This window comes from Devosia sp. 63-57 (assembly GCF_001899045.1).
Lineage (GTDB): Bacteria > Pseudomonadota > Alphaproteobacteria > Rhizobiales > Devosiaceae > Devosia > Devosia equisanguinis.
The window spans coordinates 63,415-81,379 of sequence record NZ_MKUY01000003.1; the positions used below are offsets into that span (position 1 = coordinate 63,415).

Genomic DNA, 17,965 nt, shown 5'->3' on the forward strand with positions numbered 1-17,965 from the left:
TTCCATGTTCCAGAAGGTCCTGATCGCCAATCGCGGCGAAATCGCTCTGCGCATCCTGCGCGCCTGCAAGGAAATGGGCATCCAGACCGTTGCCGTGCATTCCACGGCCGACGCCAATGCCATGCATGTGCGCCTGGCCGACGAGAGCGTCTGCATCGGTCCCAACGCCGCCAAGGATTCCTACCTCAACATTCCCTCGCTGCTTGCAGCCTGTGAGATCACCGGCGCCGACGCCGTGCATCCGGGCTATGGGTTCCTTTCGGAAAACGCCCGTTTCGCCAAGATTCTCGAGGAGCACAAGGTGACCTTTATCGGTCCCTCGGCTCATCACATTGAGATCATGGGCGACAAGATCACGGCCAAGAAGACGGCCGTGGAATTGGGCATCCCGGTAGTGCCCGGTTCCGCCGGAGCGGTGGAAACCGAACAGCAGGCGCTCAAGACCGCTCGCGACATCGGCTATCCCGTGCTGATCAAGGCCACGGCCGGCGGCGGCGGACGCGGCATGAAGGTCGCGCATTCCGAATCCGAGCTGCTGGTGGCCTGGTCGACAGCCCGTTCCGAGGCCAAGGCCGCTTTCGGCAATGACAGCGTCTATATGGAAAAATACCTCGGCAAGCCCCGCCACATCGAAGTCCAGGTGCTGGGCGACGGTCAGGGCAATGCCGTCCATCTGGGCGTGCGCGACTGCTCTCTGCAGCGCCGTCACCAGAAGGTCTGGGAAGAAGCTGGCGGCCCGACGATCCTGCCCGAAGAGCGTGATCGCATCGGCGAAATCTGCGCCGCGGCCATGCGCAAACTCAAATATTCCGGCGCCGGCACCGTCGAGTTCCTCTACGAAAACGGCGAGTTCTATTTCATCGAAATGAACACCCGCCTGCAGGTGGAGCACCCGGTCACCGAGCGCATCACCGGCATCGACATCGTCTACGAACAGATCCGCGTCGCCTCCGGCGAAGCCCTGTCGATGACACAGGACCAGGTGAGCTTTTATGGCCATGCCATCGAAGTGCGCATCAATGCCGAGGACCCGCAGACCTTCGCGCCTTCGCCGGGCACCATCACCTTCTATCACCCCGCCGGTGGCGTGGGCGTGCGCGTCGATTCCGCCGTCTATCAGGGCTATCGCATCCCGCCCTATTACGACTCGCTGATCGGCAAGCTCATCGTCTATGGCCGCACCCGCGAGGAATGCCTGAAACGCCTGGGCCGCGCCGTGGACGAGTTCGTCATCGACGGCGTCAAGACCACCCTGCCCCTGTTCCAGCGCCTGATGAAGGAGCCGGACATCCTGGCCGGCAATTACGACATCCACTGGCTGGAAAAATTCCTGGCCAACAACAAGGCCTAGCCGATCTTCCTTCTCCCCTTGCGGGGGAAGGTGGCGCTAAGCGCCGGATGAGGGGTTGGGGAGCGTCCGTAACCACGGCTATTGTTGGTGCGGAACCCCTCACCCGTCTCGGCCTTCGGCCGATCCCCCCTCGCCCGCAAGGGGAGAGGGAGATAGACCGGTGCTTTGGGCTGACTTGTGCCCAGGACGCGATGCCGCTCCTCCCCCTTCTTTAGGGGGAGGTTGGGAGGGGGTTCTTTCCTCCGCCACCTTTGTTCGGGTACAAGCAGCTATGGCTCGCCGATCTGATCCCTTCGCCGTCGACATTACGCCTGAGCTGATCATCCGTGCCTATCGCGCCGGCATCTTCCCCATGGCCGAGGATGCGGGCGACGAAAACCTGTTTTGGGTGAGCCCGGAAGAACGCGGCGTCATCCCGCTCAATGGCTTTCATCTCAGCCGCAGCCTGCGCAAGGCCATGCGCAAATCCGGCTGGACCATTCGCGTCGACACCGATTGGGACGGCATCATCGAGGGCTGCGCCACAGTGGGCGAAGATCGGCACTCGACCTGGATCAACGGCACCATTCGCGCTGTCTATGGCGAACTTTTCCGCCGCGGCGTGGCCCACACCGTTGAGGTCTGGGACGGCAGCGACCTTGTCGGCGGCCTCTACGGCCTCGCCATTGGCGCCGCCTTCTTCGGCGAGTCCATGTTCCATCGTCGCACCGATGCCTCCAAAATGGCCATGGCCCATCTGGTCGAACGCCTCAACGCCGGCGGCTTCGTGCTGCTCGACACCCAATTTCTCACCGATCACCTGGTCTCGCTCGGCGGCATCGAGATTTCCCGCGCCGATTATGAAGACCAGCTTGCCCGTGCCACCGCGCTTGACGCCGATTGGCACGCCTGGGACCGCAACCAATGACCAAGCCCCCCGACCTACCGGAAAGCTTTGGCCCGCTCGAAACCCTCGATTGGGCCGAGATCACTATCGGCCAATCCGACAGCACCGTCTGGCGCATTACCCTGGGCGACGGCAATGCCGTGTTCCTGAAAGCCGAGGGCCGTCACGAACTGGCAGAACTGCCGGGCGAGATCGAGCGTCTCAACTGGCTCACCCGCATGGGGTTCAAGGCGCCGCGCGTCGTCGATGCCGAACAGTCCGCCACCCGCACCTGGCTGCTGATGACCGCCGTGCCCGGCCAGGACCTCACCCACTACACCGATCGCCCCACCGATTTCGTGCGCACCTATGCCCAGGGCCTCAAGCGCATGCATGCGCTCGACCCGACCCATTGCCCCTTCGACCACGGCATCGATGCTCGCCTGGCCGAAGGCGCAGCGCGTTTGCAGGCGGGCCTGGTGGACGAGGACGATTTCGATAGCGACCGCAAGGGCTGGACCGGCCTTCAGGTGCTGGATTGGCTACACGCCAACTGCCCGGATACCGGCCCGATGATCGTCACCCATGGCGACGCCTCGACCCCGAGTATCCTGGCAGAGGATGGCCGTTTCTCCGGCATGATCGATTGCGGCCGCGTTGGCCGTGCCGATGTCTGGCAAGACCTCGCCATTGCCTGCCGCAGCATTGCCTACAATCTCGGCCGCGACCACGTCACGGCCTTCCTCAAGGCCTACGGCGCCGAATGGGACGAAGCCAAATACACCTTCTACTGCACGCTCGACGAGCTCTTCTGATCCGAGCACCCTAACGCAGCTTGAACGCCAGCACCGTCACCCAGTCGTTCATATCGGGCACTTCGGCGGGTTCGGACTCGTAAAGCTCCAGCCGGCAGGCGAAATGATCGCCATCCGGTCGTTCCTCCACGTCGAGCGCGGTGTCGGTCTCCTTGAGCCAGCCGATCAGCATGCCGGTCACCATCATCAGCCTGTCCGGATGCCCATGCCAGGTCAGCGTCACAAACCGCCCGGCGGGCAAGGTGCCGAACCGCACGCCATCCTCCTCCGGACCCACTGTCGCCACTGCGATTCCCGCTTCCACATCCAGCGTATCCGCCATGTCGATGCGCCGATAATTGTAGAAGGCCGGACCGACCGGCCTGATCCCATGCCTGGCAAGATGCGCGAACAATAGCGGAAACCCCTCATTGGCGGGTTTCTGCATCTGGTCCATCCGCACGGTGAAGGTCACATATGCATAGGCCTGCGCCGGCCGTTCGACGATTTCGGGTAAAGTCAGCATGGTTCTGTCCTCGCTCGCGTGCGCCCATCCGCCCGCACAGCTGCGACGGACGGGCTTTCCGCATCTCGACAGAGGAACTGCAAAAAAACCTAGCGCTGATCCGGTGGCGGGATATTGGTCGAGGTCTTGCACTCGATCAGCCACACGTCATAGACGGCGTGATCCACCGCGTTGAGCGCGGGACTATCGGCAAACATCCAGCCGGTGAACAGGCGCGTGCCAGTGCCGTCCAGGCTCATCTGGTTGACCTCGAGAAAGGCCGACGTGCGCTGCAGGGTATCATTGGCCGGCCTGTTGTAGCAGGCCCGTGGCGTGATCTCGAGCGCCCCGAACAGCACCGTCTCGTTGATATAGACGTCGAACCGCGTAATGCGGCCGGTGATCTTGTCGAGCCCGGCAAAGGTCGCCACCGGATTGGCGATCGGCTGCGCCATCGCTGGCGCTTGCCCGAATGCGCAGAACAAAACGGCCGCTGCCAGGAGCGGCCGCATTGCATGCGACAGACGAATGAACAATGCCGTCACGGCCTTATTCGGGGGACCAGGCCTGGTAGTCGCCGGTCACGCGCGGACGCTCGCCGGTGTTGAGCAGGCTGCCTTCCGGACGGTAGGCGGCTGCCGTACCGGTCAGGTTCGGCTGGTGCGGTTTTTCCCAGGCGCGCGGCTCATATTTGGCTTCGGCCGGCACCACATCGGTGCGGTGATGCATCCAGCCATGCCAACCGGGCGGAATCGCCGACGCATCAGCATAGCCACCGGCATAAGTCACATAACGGCGGTCATGCTTCTTGTCGTAATAGTAGCGATTGCCGAATTCATCCGAGCCGACATATTCGCCAAACCGACGGATCCAGAGGCGCGTGCCCCAGGTGTTGCCACCCCACCAGGAGAGGATTTCCGTCAGGAACTGCTTGATACCGGATTGGGCCACGGGACGATTCCGAATAAATGCGCGTCGAATTGCCTGCGGTTTAGCATGGCTGGCCGGGTGAGCCTAGCCAAAACCGCGCCCGCGCCCGCTGTGAATTGCCGCGCCCAAATGCTCCGGCGGCGGTCGCCCTGGCACAGCCCGCCTCCCATTAGGGCCCACGTCTATCGCAGATGGCGAATTGGCACCGGGCTCTCATCCCCCCACCCCAGCCCTCCCCGCAAGGGGGAGGGAGACGTACCGGTTCTTTTGACTGACTTTTGCCCACAACGCGATGCGGCTCCTCCCCCTTCTTCAGGGGGAGGTTGGGAGGGGGTGTGCAGCACGCTCAAGCCCATATTCGATAGCCCTGCCCTCAACGCCAGGGACCGGCCCTGCCCGTTTCGGCCCGGCACCTGCCCTGCCCATCGACCACGGGCCCCAAGGCGTTGAGGCCCGTCCTCGTCCCGTTCTACACCACTCTTACCAGCGGCAGTGCCGGTGGCGGCGCGCCACGACCTAGATATTGTGCCCACCCCCGGCTGTGGAAAATCTGCTGCCTGTCACAAAGCCGACGCAACAAAGGCTGTTGACTAGGATTTGTGGGCGATTCTCTGCCCTCCACCCCCTCGGGCGCAGAAACCCGCCGCCATGGTTTCCACATGGTTATTCCGCAAAAAGCCATTTGCCGCCAAGCGCTTGCACTTGATTGCACAGTTTTCGTGCATATCTACTACAGGTAGCCATGCCCGTCCGGCACAAACACCAGCCCTTGTGTTTGACCCGGAATCGGCGCGATGTTTGAGACAATTCCTGTCTATCGCCAATCAGAGACCATTCATGCGCATTGAACGTCGTTTCACGTCTGCAAACGCGGATCGCTACGGCTCCATCGAGTTTCGCGCCGCCACCAGCGAAATTCGCAATCCCGATGGGTCCGTTGTCTTCAAGCTTGAGGACATTGCCGTGCCGGCGACCTGGTCGCAGGTCGCCACCGACATCATCGCGCAGAAATATTTCCGCAAGGCCGGCGTTGCCAAGGTTCTGAAGAAGGTCGAAGAAAATTCCGTGCCGTCCTGGCTGTGGCGCTCCGTCCCCGACGAAGCTGCGCTCGCCAAGCTGCCGGAAGCCGAGCGCTATGGCTCGGAAATGGATTCGCGCCAGGTCTTTGATCGTCTCGCCGGCACCTGGACCTATTGGGGTTGGAAGGGCGGCTATTTCGACTCTGAAGACGACGCCCGCGCCTTCTTCGACGAACTGGCCTTCATGCTCGCGACCCAGCGCGTGGCGCCCAATTCCCCGCAATGGTTCAATACCGGCCTGCACTGGGCCTATGGCATCGACGGCCCCGGCCAGGGGCATTTTTATGTCGACCCCTTCACCCACAAGCTCGTCCAGTCCAAGTCGGCCTACGAGCATCCCCAGCCGCATGCCTGCTTCATCCAGTCCGTTGACGATGATCTCGTCAACGAAAACGGCATCATGGATCTCTGGGTCCGCGAAGCGCGCCTGTTCAAATATGGCTCCGGCACCGGCACCAATTTCTCCAAGCTGCGCGGCGAGGGCGAAAAGCTCTCCGGCGGCGGCAAGTCCTCGGGCCTCATGAGCTTTTTGAAGATCGGCGATCGCGCTGCCGGTGCCATCAAGTCCGGCGGCACCACCCGCCGCGCTGCCAAGATGGTGGTGATCGATATCGATCATCCCGATATCGAGCAGTACATCAACTGGAAGGTGAAGGAAGAGCAGAAGGTAGCGGCCCTCGTCACCGGCTCTAAGGTCGTCTCCAAGCATCTCAAGGCCATCATGAAGGCCGCCGTGAACTGTGAAGGTTCGGGCGATGACTGCTTCGACGTGGCCAAGAACCCCGCGCTGAAGCGCGAAGTCCGCGCTGCCAAGAAGGCCCTGGTCCCGGAAAACTACATTTTCCGCGTCATCCAGTTCGCCAAGCAGGGCTATACCGACCTCGAATTCCCCATCTACGACACCGATTGGGATTCCGAGGCCTATCTGACCGTCTCCGGCCAGAACTCGAACAATTCCGTCCGCGTCACCGACGATTTCCTCAACGCCGTCGAGAACGATGGCGACTGGAACCTCATCGGCCGCATCAAGGGCAATGTCACCAAGACGCTCAAGGCCAAGGACCTCTGGGAACAGATCGGTTACGCAGCCTGGGCCTCGGCCGATCCCGGCATCCAGTACCACACCACCATCAATGAGTGGCACACCTCGCCCGCCGCCGGCCCGATCGTGGCGTCCAATCCGTGCTCGGAATATATGTTCCTCGACGACACGGCTTGTAACCTGTGCTCGGTCAACCTGCTGCCCTATCGCAACAAGGACTCGTCCTTCGACACCGCCGCCTTCGAACACACCGTCCGCCTCTGGACCGTGGTGCTCGAAATCTCGGTGATGATGGCCCAGTTCCCGTCCCGCGCCATTGCCGAACGCTCGTTCGAATATCGCACGCTGGGCATCGGCTATGCCAATATCGGCGGCCTCTTGATGACCTCGGGCATTCCCTATGACAGCGAGCAGGGTCGTGCCATTGCCGGCGCCATCACCGCCGTCATGACCGGCGTCAGCTATGCCACCTCGGCCGAAATGGCCAAGGAACTCGGCCCCTTCAAGGACTATAAGCGCAACGCCAAGCACATGCTGCGCGTCATCCGCAACCATCGCAATGCCGCCCATGGCCATGCCGACGGCTATGAAGAGCTCAGCATCAACCCAGTGCCGCTCGACCATGCCAATGTCGGCGACGCCGCTCTGTCCGAGCGCGCTAAGCTCGCTTGGGACAATGCCCTCGCCCTCGGCGAAAAGCATGGCTACCGTAACGCCCAGGTTTCCGTTATCGCCCCCACCGGCACCATCGGCCTGGTGATGGATTGCGACACGACCGGCATCGAGCCCGATTTTGCACTCGTGAAATTCAAAAAACTCGCGGGCGGCGGCTATTTCAAGATCATCAACCGCGCCGTGCCCCCGGCCCTGCGCACCCTGGGCTATTCAGAAGACCAGATCGCCGAAATGGAAGCCTATGCGGTCGGCCACGGCAATTTGAACCAGGCCCCGGGCGTCAATCCGTCCACCCTGCGCCAGAAGGGTTTTTCCGACGAGAAGATCGAAGCGCTGAACAAGGCGCTGGCCTCGGCCTTCGACATCAAGTTCGTCTTCAACCAGTGGACGCTTGGCCCGGATTTCCTCAAGTCGCTCGGCGTCACCGACGAGCAGCTCAACGACTTCTCCTTCGAGCTGCTGCCCTTCCTCGGCTTCTCCCGGAAGGACATCGAGGCCGCCAACATCCACGTCTGCGGCGCCATGACGCTGGAAGGTGCACCGCATCTCAAGGCCGAGCACCTGCCGGTCTTCGATTGCGCCACCCCCTGTGGGAAGATCGGCAAGCGTTACCTTTCCGTGGAATCGCACATTCTGATGATGGCGGCCGCTCAGCCCTTCATTTCGGGCGCGATTTCCAAGACCATCAACATGCCCAACGACGCCACCGTCGAGGACGCCAAGAACGCCTATATGCTCTCCTGGCGCCTGGCGCTGAAGGCCAATGCACTCTATCGCGACGGCTCCAAGCTCAGCCAGCCGCTCAATTCCTCCGTGCTCGCCGCCGCTGACGACGAAGACGACGAGGATGTGGTCGAGGCTATTGCCGCCCTGCCCGCTGCCGCCCGCACCGAGGTCATCGTCGAAAAGATCGTCGAAAAGGTTTTTCGCGAGCGCGAAAAGATGCCGGATCGCCGCAAGGGTTACACCCAGAAGGCCGTGGTCGGTGGCCACAAGGTCTATGTGCGCACCGGCGAGTATGACGATGGTCGCCTGGGCGAAATCTTCATTGACATGCACAAGGAAGGCGCTGCCTTCCGCGCCATGATGAACAATTTCGCCATCGCCATCTCGCTGGGCCTGCAATATGGCGTGCCGCTGGACGAATATGTGGAGGCCTTCACCTTCACTCGCTTCGAGCCGGCCGGCATGGTCATGGGCAATGACCGCATCAAGAACGCGACCTCGATCCTCGACTACGTGTTCCGCGAGCTGGCCGTGTCCTATCTCGACCGCAACGATCTCGCCCACGTCAATCCGGATAGCCCGACCTCGCTCGGCAAGGGCGTCGCCGAAGACCATGGCGCGCGTCCCAGTGCGGCGTCGCCGGCCCCGGTGCCCGCCGAGCGCTTCGTCTCCCGCGGCATGACCCGTGGCAAGACGGCCAATGCCTCGCTAATGCTGGTTCCCACCGCCGACGCCGCCCGATACGCCCCCCAGGCCGCCGTGAGCACGTCGACCGTGACAGCCCTGCGCAGTGCCACGGCCCTCAAGATCGACCCCGCCGCGACGGCCCTCAACGCCGCCGAGCTCCACCCCATCCCGGCCCCGCCGCCCTCAAAAGACACCGGCCTCCTCCGCGCCGAAGCCCAGATGAAAGGCTATACCGGCGACCAATGCACCGAGTGTCACAACTTCACCATGGTCCGAAACGGCACCTGCCTGAAGTGCGATACGTGTGGGACAACGACCGGCTGTAGTTGAGCCGCCCTAGCCAGTGGTGATGTAGCGGCCCACATAAGTTGGTCCCAAACACCCGCATGCCGCCTGAATGGACCCAACAGTCCGCCTCAGGCTGAAGCAATCGATCAAAAGGCCCCGAAATCGGGGCCTTTTTCTTTTTCCCGGATTTCCTGGATAAGCAGATACCCCTTGCGCCGTCCTCCAGAACTGCGGCCCCCCATCGGGCTTCCCGCCAAACCAAAGCCGTAAATTTTTGGCGGTCAGCACAGCGGTTCTGCATGGTGGCCAGCACCGAACATGATAGGGCCGATCGCGGACCGTCCCGTTTTGTCGATCTACCAACTAAATTTGACTTTGTGAGTGTCCGCTGGAAATTGGACCAGTGACGGCCAGACAGCTTTGGGGCGATTAGAGGCGTCCCTGGGACAGGGATGAGTTCCAGATAGCCATGCACACCGCACGCTCGGCAATTCGGCGCCGCCATCACACCAAACCCCTGCCCGTAATGCGGAGCACCGCGCCAAAGGAGTGCCCGGCTCGGTCGGGGATGGCGAGGTGCAGGCCGCTATGGTCCTGGCGGAAATCGAGGGCGGCTTCTGACCCCACAACCTCCACCCGCTCCACCTGCCATGCCCCTGTTGCCGTCCCGGTGGCAAGCGCGGCCAGACACAGCTCGCCGGTTTTCGGTCCCAGGGTGGTGGCGTAAAGCATCCCACCTCTAGTGGTGTAGCGCACGTCATCGCCGGTGAACGGACGCGCCGCGGATTCGCCAAACAGCCCTTCGGGCAGCGTGGTGGGACCTTCGCCCGAGATCCGCCAGGGACGCGAGCCAAAAATCGCCTCCCCATGGCGCGCAGTCCAGTCCCCGATCTCTTCGACGATACGCCGTTCTTCGCTATCAATGCTGCCATCGCCCCTGATCGGCACGCTGAGCAGCAGATTGCCGTTTTTCGAGACCACGTCGCAGAGCCGATGGATGACCGAAGCCGCCGTCTTGTAGCGCTTGTTCTCGTAGAGATCGCGCCGGTAGTGCCAGTCGCCGATACAGGTGTCGGTCTGCCAGGGCTGCGGGACGATGTCCGAGCGGAAGCCGCGCTCGACATCTTCCACCAGCGCGCCGGCGCGCTCGCTGGGCAGGAGCTTGGTGTTCAGAACCACGTCCATCCGCCCGCCATGCCAGCCCAGCGACGCATTGTAGAAATGGGCGGCCATGTCGAGGCCCGCCTGCCCCAGGGGCAGGTCATGATTGTCGAAATACAGCAGGTCCGGCCGATAGCTGTCCACCAGGTCCTTGCAGCGCCGATACCAGCTGTCGACGAATGCCGGATTGGTCGCGGGCGGCGCTTCGTCCCAGACCCCATCATGGGCCTCGTGCCATTGGTCGGCCGCCTTGGCATTGGTGATGCCGCCGGGCAGCGGCATGATCGGGCCGCCATAGAGATCCTGCGGGTCCAGCCCCTCCCAGAACGTGCCGGCGCCGTCCTGCCGCGTCAGCGTCGAGGCATCATAGCGCTCCCCGGCGCGCTCGCCCTCCGGGTCGTAGCCATAGGCCGTCTGCCACCAGTGCCATACATGGGCGCCGTGATTGGACACGCCGAATTTGAGCCCACGCGCCCGGGCTTTCTCCGCCCAGATGCCGACAATATCGCGCATCGGTCCCATGCGGGTCGCGTTCCAGCCATGCCAACGCGACGCGTAGTTGTCGAAATTGTCGTGGTGATTGGCCATGGCGACGAAATATTTCGCGCCGGCCTTCACATAGAGGTCGAGCAGATCGTCCGGATTCCAGTTCTCGGCCTTCCAGTCGCCGATCACCTCGATAAAGCCGGCATCGGCAGGATGACCATAGGTCTTGCGGTGCACATCGGACTGCCAATGGCCCTGCATGTAAATGTGCCGCGCATACCAGTCCCCAGCCTCCGGCTGACATTGCGGCCCCCAATGCGCCCATATCCCGAATTTGGCGTCGCGGAACCAGTCCGGCGGGCGGTATTGGCTTTTCAGCGACGCCCAATTGGCCTCGAACGGCCCGGGGGCGATCGGCTCGATGCGGTCCTGCGGCATATCCGGTTCCTCCAGGGTCAGGGCGTGGCGCGCCAGGTGATCGATGGCTCGGCGCTCGCCTGAACGATGCGCGCCTCTTCCTCGGCCGATCGTGTCCAGTTGAGGCGAAGGTCCGATCGACCCGGCCCACCGAGAACCAGGCACGTTCCGTCATCCCCCAAATCCAGCCGCATCGCCGCAAGCTGCGCCTTGAACTGATCGAGATCCTGCCCGTTGGCCGTGATCACCGCCCAGCCCTGCTGTCGGCCGATCTGGCGATATTCGAGGCCTGCACCGGGCCCAGTGGTGACCGGGATCAGCGGCGACGTGGCCTTGTAGCCAACCAGCGCCTGCCCGGCCTTGAGGATCAGCGTGTCGCCATCAAGATGATGCTCCACGCCGCTGCGCGCGGCATAGATATGGGTGAAGTCGAGCCGCGCATCCGCGTCCAGACGATAGAGAACCAGTGCCGTGCCGCCGTCCTGGAGAACCCGCGGCAGATTGCCATTGCCGGCCCAGTAGGATGGCCGCTGATTGCCCCAGGGATCGTCCTCGCCAGGATGGTTGATCCAGCTGCGCGCCATGGGGTGGCTGGCAAAGCGCAGGTCGATGACGTGTTGCTGGTGCCCATAGCCGCCCGCCCGCGCACCGCTATTGGTGGAGAGTTGGATGCCTTCCGTCTTGTGGAGCGTCAGCAGCGCCGCCGGTCCAAATCCCTGGCGGTACTGCGCCGAGATGGTCTCGCCTCGCGCCGGCTGGGCATGGCGCCAGAGATCGGTGGGCGGCTCGTACCTGCCGGCAGCAAAGAGCGGCAGCGAGGCGACCCCACTATTCAGCCAGCCCTTGCCGAAGGCCACTGCGGCAAACGGGGCAAGCTCGGTCAGCGGGCCGGCGCGCAACTCCTTGTCATAGGCACGGCCTATCGAGCCGGCGGGAACCGCGTTGAGCGTATGCAGCGCCAGCATGGTGAAGATGCGGTCGCAGAGCCCCCTGGCGCGGCCGGAAATGGCTTCGGGCGCCAGTTCGGCAAGCGCCAGCAGGCCGATGAAGTCGACGGGGTAATATGCCGAGGAATTCCATTCGGCGAGCCCGTCCTCCTCGACGGCATCAAGCCACAATCCCAAGCGCTCAAGGGCGACTTCCGCCTGCTGGCGGCCGCTGCGACCCGAGGCCGAAAATATCGCATCGGGCCAGGCGAGGCCGGCAAGCAGCTGCGAGACGTGGAAGCAGAGCGCATGGTTTTCGCTCCAGAACCACATCACGTCATTGCCCGGCTCATCCACCCAATAGCGAAATCCCTGCAGGACAGTTTCTGTGCGCCGGCGCAAATCCTGCGGAAAATCTGGCGCGTGGCGGTGATAGGCCCACAGCAGAGGCACGGCGACAAAGTCGGCACAATCATGCCGTTCCTCGATCGATTGCAGCGTATCCTCGAGGATCGGCCGGATGCGCGGATCATCGCCCCGCCCGGTCTCGAGCAGCGCAACAACCGTACCCATGCGATTTTCGCCATGGCGGGCCGCATGCTCGAGCGCCAGCTGCTTGCGTCCAGCAAGATCCCCGGGGATATCGCCCGGCACGAGGGCGTGCAGAACAGCGCAGCCGATCACCCGCTCCACCCGCGACGGACCGATGCTGAACATCAGCGGAACATTGTAATAGCCATCCGGCACCTCGCGGCCATGGCAGACGAAGACTTCGGTCGCCCCGGCCTTGAGCGTTACACGGCGATTGAGCGCGTTGGCATGGCCATGCGACGTGCTGGCAACAGTGACCTCGATCTCGACATCCATGCTGGGCGCCGTATCGAAAATCAGCACAATGTCGTCATCCTCACTCACCACGTCGCCGCGGCAGCGGACCTGGGCGGCCAGCGCCTTGAGCGCCTCTGCCTGTTCGCCGACCTCGGCGCCGGGCAGGAAAATGTCCAGCCGCACCTGGTCGACAAGGCTGAGCTCGAAGAACCAATTGGTGTCCCGCTCGGCCATGTCCTCGCTCAGGACGATGACCTCGCTGCCCGCCGCCTTGATCGGCAGGTGGACCACGGTTTCCTGCGCCTGGTTGCGGGTAAAGGGCTCGAAGCGGGCGGCGAGCACCCCGTCGACCCAGATATGGATAGCCCCGCAGGTGGTCAGGCGGAACGAGCAATAGCGATCTTCGGGCGCTGCAATGCGCGTTCGGCACCAGCGGCTCAGCCGCGTCGGGCGATAGCGGAACTGGGTGAACTCGACCCGGCGATTGCTGCCCGGCAGGTTGAGGCTTTCCACCGGCCAGTCGGTTTGGAGCGCAACAGTGCGCGTGGCGACATCGCGCCAGGTGGCGACGCGGCAGGGCAGATCCCCGACATCAACGAAGCCGTTGATATAGTGATAGTTTTGCGGGTCACGCGCCGGTGCGGGCGTGCCCGGATAATAGATCGCGGTGGTGGGCGAAAGCTCCCAGGCGGTCACGCTGTCGCCGCGGGAAAGAGTAAGCAGGGGCGCGGACATGTTTAGCCTATCGGTCGCATGGCGTTAACGGTGAGCGTAGGGAACGCGGTACTTGATGAGCCCCTCGAGCCTTTCGAGAAGGCCGGGCAGTTCTCCCGGGGTCTCGATGCGGTAGTCGGGCACCTCTGAGGCATTGGCAGGCGCGTGCGTCCGCAGGTTCGACCAGGCCATGAAGATCGAGGTGATCCCCAGGGCATTGGCGCCGCAGATATCGCGCGACAGGTTATTGCCCACCATGACGGTGCGCCAGCCGTCCTCGCGGCTGAGACCGGCCGCCGCCAGTGCAGCATCGAACATGCGCGCATCGGGTTTGTGCACACCCACATCCTCGGAGATGATATGGGCATCAAAATGATCCCACAGGCCGTGATGGGTCAGCATGTTGACGAAGGTCTGGCGCGGGCCATCGGCGACAAGGATCAGCATGTGACCTTCAGCCTTGAGCGCATCCATCATTTCCCTGGCGCCAGGAATAAGGTCGGCGCGAATGACGACCTCGCTGCCCGGCAGTTTGACCTCGGTACTCTCGTCGATCAGCGTATCGCCGCAATCGAGGAAAATTGCGCCAAAATGCGGTTGAGCGGTTTCAAGCCCGACCATGATTTCGGTGATGCGCTGGGGAATGATGCATTCGAGTTCCGCCCATGGGAGCAGAGGCGGCGGTGCTGCCCGTTCCTCATAGCTGTGCCGAGGCACGAAGGCGTCGCCCTGCAGCTTGAGCCGCGCAAGTCGATGGGCCTTCGGGCTCGCGAGATAGGCGCCGCGCTCGGCAAAGAAATTGCCGCAATGAACCCCCTCGACACCCGCCAGCGCACCGCAAAGCGCGGTGAGCTTTTGGCGGTCCGCCGCGCTCATATGGTGCGGATGCGCCCAATGGGCATGCTTGCCAGCCTCGACATAGAGGACCGCATGGCGGTCAACCATTTCGGGAAGGCCGCTGCCGATATCCATGAACCGCCGACCGCCATGCGCCGAGGCCTCGACACGGATGACCTGTCCGGCGCTATCGACATGCACCCAGACATGCTCGAGATCATAGAGATGGCCGATATCCCAATCGTAATAGACGGCATATTCAAGCGTCAGGGCACCGGCGGGGTCGATTTCGAACCTGCTTGAGGGCGAGCGGCCGGGGCCGCGGAACACCGAATAACCCAATGCATGGGGAAAATACGGTTCGGCGCTGTCGAAGCGGAAATGCGGCGCATAGAGCGCCGCCAGATCAGCGTCGGCCTGCAACACGATTTCGCTCACGCCACTGCCCCGACCAGCGACAGCTCCTCGGCGAAATGGCAACGCACCTGGCGCCCGCCCTCGACATCACGCAGCGCCGGCACTTCCGCACTGCATTTGGGCTGCGCATAGGGGCAGCGCGGGTGAAAATTGCAGCCCGATGGCGGATTGGCCGCGTTGGCGATCTCGCCCTTGAGTGGCACGCGTTTGCGTGTACGGTTACCGCGCGGATCGGGCTGCGGCACGGCGGCCATAAGGGCTTCGGTATAGGGGTGGAGCGGCCTCGAAAACAGCGACCTGGTCGGCGCAACTTCCATCAACCGCCCCAGATACATCACCCCGACGCGGTCGGAGATGTGCTCCACCATGCCCAGATCGTGGGTAATGAACAGGTAGGTGAGCCCGAACTGCTCCTGCAGGTCCTGCAGCAGATTGATGTTCTGCGCCGCAACCGACACGTCGAGCGCCGACACCGCTTCGTCCGCGGCAATGAAGCTGGGATTGAGTGCCAGAGCGCGGGCAATGCCGATACGCTGGCGCTGGCCACCGGAGAATGCGTGGGGATAGCGATTGATGAATTCGGGGCGCAGCCCCACCACCTTCAACAGCTCGGCGACGCGATCCTTGATTTCGCCCGGCGAGCCGACGCCATGGATGACCATGGGTTCGCCGACCAGTTCGAGCAGGGTCATGCGCGGGTTGAGCGAGGAATAGGGATCCTGGAAGATCATCTGCATCTCGGCGCGCAACGGCCGCATCTCGCGATCGCTGAGTTTTGAGAGATCGACGATCTCATTATTGGCGCGGCGGAACAGAATCTGGCCATCGGTCAGCTCATAGGCACGCAGCATGAGCCGGGCGACGGTGGATTTGCCCGAGCCGCTTTCGCCGACGAGACCAAGCGTTTCACCCTTTCGGATATCGAGGGAGACGTCGTCGATCGCCTTGACGTCACCGACATGTTTCTTGAGCCAGCCGGCCTGGATCGGAAAATACTTCTTGAGGTTGCGAACCGAGAAGAGAACGTCATCCGGTAGGCTGGAATGGTCGAGGACCGGAAGCTCAGACATGGGCGGCCTCCCGGGCAGCAAACTGTTCGGCAAAGTGGCAGCGCGACATTTGCGAGCCAAAGATTTTCTCGGGCGGCACCTGCGTGTCGCATATACCCGCCACCGCATGGCTGCAGCGCGGATTGAAGGCGCAGCCGGATGGCACGCTGAACGGATCGGGCACCATGCCCGGAATGGTCGGCAGCCGCCGCCCCTGATCGACGCCGAGCCGCGGAATGGAACGCAGCAGCGCCTGGGTATAGGGGTGCTTGGCGGCGTAGAAGATGTCGTCGACCGTAGCGGTCTCGACGATCTTGCCCAGATACATCACCGAAACCCGGTCGGCGATATCGGCGACAACCCCAAAATTGTGGGTGATGAAGATGATGGCCATGCCCAATTCGGACTGCAGTTCCTTGAGCAGTTCCAGGATCTGCGCTTCCGTCGTCACGTCGAGAGCGGTGGTCGGTTCGTCGGCGATGAGCAGGCTCGGATTGCAGGAAATGGCCAGCGCGATCATCGCCCGCTGCCGCATGCCGCCCGAGAGCTGATGCGGGAAGGCATCGACCAATTCATTGGGCCGCGGCATCTGCACCTTGGCCAGAAGCTCGATGGCACGGGCGCGGGCGGCCTGGCGGCTGAGCCCCATATGCAGCTGGACAGTCCGCATGATCTGGGCGCCGATCGTGTGCACCGGCGACAGCGCGGTCATCGGCTCCTGGAAGATCATGCCGATATGCTGGCCGCGCACCTGGCGCATGGCCCGGCTGTTGCGGCCGAGCGCGGAAAGTTCATAGCTCTCGCCATTGCGCGGACGGAAGCTGATGCGCCCCTCCGGCGCCTCCGCCCGCTTGGGCAGCAGGCGCATGATGGCACGGGCAGTAATCGACTTGCCCGAGCCGGATTCCCCGACAATGCCGAGAACCTCGCCCTTGTTCACATGGTAGGAGACGCCGTTGACGGCTTTGACGAGCCCCTCGCGCAGCGGGAAATGCACATGCACATTGTCCAGCTCGAGCAGGCGTTCCGGAGCACTATTTTGATTGGTCATGGTCTTATTGCCCATAGGGATCGGCCGCATCGCGCAGACCATCGCCAAGGAAATTGAAGGCGAGGACGGTGAGGACCACGGCGCCACCTGGCGCGAGGAGCCAGGGCGCAAGCGAAATCGATCGCAGATTCTGCGCATCCTGCAGCAGCACGCCCCAGCTGACCACCGGCGGGCGCAGTCCGAGGCCAAGGAAGCTCAGTGCCGTCTCCCCCAGGATCATTTCCGGCACGGCCAGGGTCAGCGCCGCGATGATGTAGGACGTCATCGAGGGCAGCATATGCTTGGTAATGATCCGGTATTCGCTGGCGCCGGAGAGCCGCGCGGCCAACACATAGTCCTCATTGCGGAGCGCCAGGAACTGGCCTCGCACCACACGGGCAAGATAGGTCCAGCCGATCAGCGCCAGAATGAAAGTGATGAGGATATAGACGATGAGCGGGTCCCAGACGACGGGCAGCGCAGCCGCAAGTCCCATCCACAGCGGGATGGTGGGAATGGAGCGGATGAGCTCCATCAGCCGCTGGATCGAGCCATCGATCCAGCCACCGAAATAGCCCGAGATCGACCCCAGGGTCAGGCCGAGGACGAAGGCAAAGGCCACCCCGACCAGACCGGCTGACAACGAGACGCGCGCGCCGTGAATGAGGCGCGAAAACACGTCGCGGCCGAGATCGTCGGTGCCCAGCAGGTTGATCTGGTCGCGACGGCCACCCTCGATGCCAAACAGGTGAATATCGGTCTTGAACAGACCGAAGAACGAATAGTCGCTGCCGGCCACGAAGAAGCGAAGCGGCAAGGGCTCGGACGTGTCCGGCTGATAGGTGACGCGCGTCGTATCCGGGTCGCGACTGCGCTCCATCGCATAGACGAAGGGGCCGACAAACTGGCCGTCGTGGAAGAGGTGGACGCCTGTCGGTGGCGCCATGGTGCGCAGGCGCTCGACCTTGAATGGATCATAGGGTGCCACGAATTCGGCGAAGATCGCCGAAAGGGCGAGGATCACCAAAAACCATAGCGAGATAACGGCAAGGATATGCTTGGAAAACCTGCGCCATACCAGCTGCCACGGCTTGGCGGAATAGAGGTCTTCTTTCTTGGCATTGATCGGTTCGGCGGCAAGAGTTTGCTCTGTCATGA

13 protein-coding genes are annotated in these 17,965 nt (G+C 62.9%); 4 read left to right on the top strand and 9 right to left on the bottom strand.

What is annotated here, in order from left to right:
* Positions 1 to 4: 4 nt before the first annotated feature.
* The 3 genes from accC to BGO80_RS00335 all read left to right on the top strand — a co-directional run bounded on the left by accC (position 5) and on the right by BGO80_RS00335 (position 3,031).
* The gene (gene accC, locus BGO80_RS00325) at positions 5 to 1,351 is read left to right on the top strand and encodes an acetyl-CoA carboxylase biotin carboxylase subunit (RefSeq protein WP_286717958.1); all 1,347 of its coding nucleotides are present in this window, start codon (positions 5 to 7) and stop codon (positions 1,349 to 1,351) included.
* Positions 1,352 to 1,622: 271 nt separating this feature from the next.
* A complete protein-coding gene (gene aat / locus BGO80_RS00330) occupies positions 1,623 to 2,258 on the top strand; it encodes a leucyl/phenylalanyl-tRNA--protein transferase (protein WP_286717961.1) in 636 nt (211 codons plus the stop codon).
* Entirely contained in the window at positions 2,255 to 3,031 is a 777-nt protein-coding gene (locus BGO80_RS00335; protein WP_286717963.1) for an APH(3') family aminoglycoside O-phosphotransferase, read from the top strand. The genes aat and BGO80_RS00335 overlap by 4 nt, the downstream gene beginning before the upstream one ends.
* A 10-nt stretch (positions 3,032 to 3,041) precedes the next feature.
* On the opposite strand, the gene BGO80_RS00340 is transcribed toward BGO80_RS00335, so the two are convergent.
* From BGO80_RS00340 to BGO80_RS00350, 3 genes are all read right to left on the bottom strand, one after another.
* The gene (locus tag BGO80_RS00340) at positions 3,042 to 3,536 is read right to left on the bottom strand and encodes a GyrI-like domain-containing protein (protein WP_286717965.1); all 495 of its coding nucleotides are present in this window, start codon (positions 3,534 to 3,536) and stop codon (positions 3,042 to 3,044) included.
* An 89-nt stretch (positions 3,537 to 3,625) separates the two neighbouring features.
* Positions 3,626 to 4,027, bottom strand: a complete 402-nt coding sequence (locus tag BGO80_RS00345; protein ID WP_286719577.1) for a DUF2155 domain-containing protein — start codon at positions 4,025 to 4,027, stop codon at positions 3,626 to 3,628.
* A gap of 37 nt (positions 4,028 to 4,064) precedes the next feature.
* Positions 4,065 to 4,451, bottom strand: coding sequence for an NADH:ubiquinone oxidoreductase subunit NDUFA12 (locus BGO80_RS00350; protein ID WP_286719579.1), 387 nt, complete (start codon positions 4,449 to 4,451; stop codon positions 4,065 to 4,067).
* Positions 4,452 to 5,282: 831 nt separating this feature from the next.
* Between BGO80_RS00350 and BGO80_RS00355 the strand changes: the two genes are divergently transcribed.
* A complete protein-coding gene (locus tag BGO80_RS00355; protein ID WP_286717966.1) occupies positions 5,283 to 8,984 on the top strand; it encodes a vitamin B12-dependent ribonucleotide reductase in 3,702 nt (1,233 codons plus the stop codon).
* 462 nt (positions 8,985 to 9,446) lie between these two features.
* Here BGO80_RS00355 and BGO80_RS00360 read toward each other — a convergent pair whose 3' ends face one another.
* The 6 genes from BGO80_RS00360 to BGO80_RS00385 are packed head-to-tail and all read right to left on the bottom strand — an operon-like array spanning position 9,447 to position 17,963.
* Positions 9,447 to 11,027: an alpha-L-fucosidase gene (locus BGO80_RS00360; RefSeq protein WP_286717969.1), complete on the bottom strand. Its 1,581-nt coding sequence runs from the start codon at positions 11,025 to 11,027 to the stop codon at positions 9,447 to 9,449.
* A 17-nt stretch (positions 11,028 to 11,044) separates the two neighbouring features.
* Complete coding sequence (locus BGO80_RS00365) at positions 11,045 to 13,495, bottom strand: hypothetical protein (protein ID WP_286717971.1); 2,451 nt, start codon at positions 13,493 to 13,495, stop codon at positions 11,045 to 11,047.
* Positions 13,496 to 13,519: 24 nt separating this feature from the next.
* A complete protein-coding gene (locus BGO80_RS00370) occupies positions 13,520 to 14,749 on the bottom strand; it encodes an HAD family hydrolase (RefSeq protein ID WP_286717973.1) in 1,230 nt (409 codons plus the stop codon).
* Positions 14,746 to 15,798: an ABC transporter ATP-binding protein gene (locus tag BGO80_RS00375; protein WP_126152130.1), complete on the bottom strand. Its 1,053-nt coding sequence runs from the start codon at positions 15,796 to 15,798 to the stop codon at positions 14,746 to 14,748. The genes BGO80_RS00370 and BGO80_RS00375 overlap by 4 nt, the downstream gene beginning before the upstream one ends.
* The gene (locus BGO80_RS00380) at positions 15,791 to 16,828 is read right to left on the bottom strand and encodes an ABC transporter ATP-binding protein (RefSeq protein ID WP_126152129.1); all 1,038 of its coding nucleotides are present in this window, start codon (positions 16,826 to 16,828) and stop codon (positions 15,791 to 15,793) included. Before BGO80_RS00380 ends, BGO80_RS00375 begins: the two co-directional genes overlap by 8 nt.
* 4 nt (positions 16,829 to 16,832) lie before the next feature.
* Positions 16,833 to 17,963, bottom strand: coding sequence for an ABC transporter permease subunit (locus BGO80_RS00385; RefSeq protein WP_286717981.1), 1,131 nt, complete (start codon positions 17,961 to 17,963; stop codon positions 16,833 to 16,835).
* Between the last annotated feature and the right edge of the window lie 2 nt (positions 17,964 to 17,965).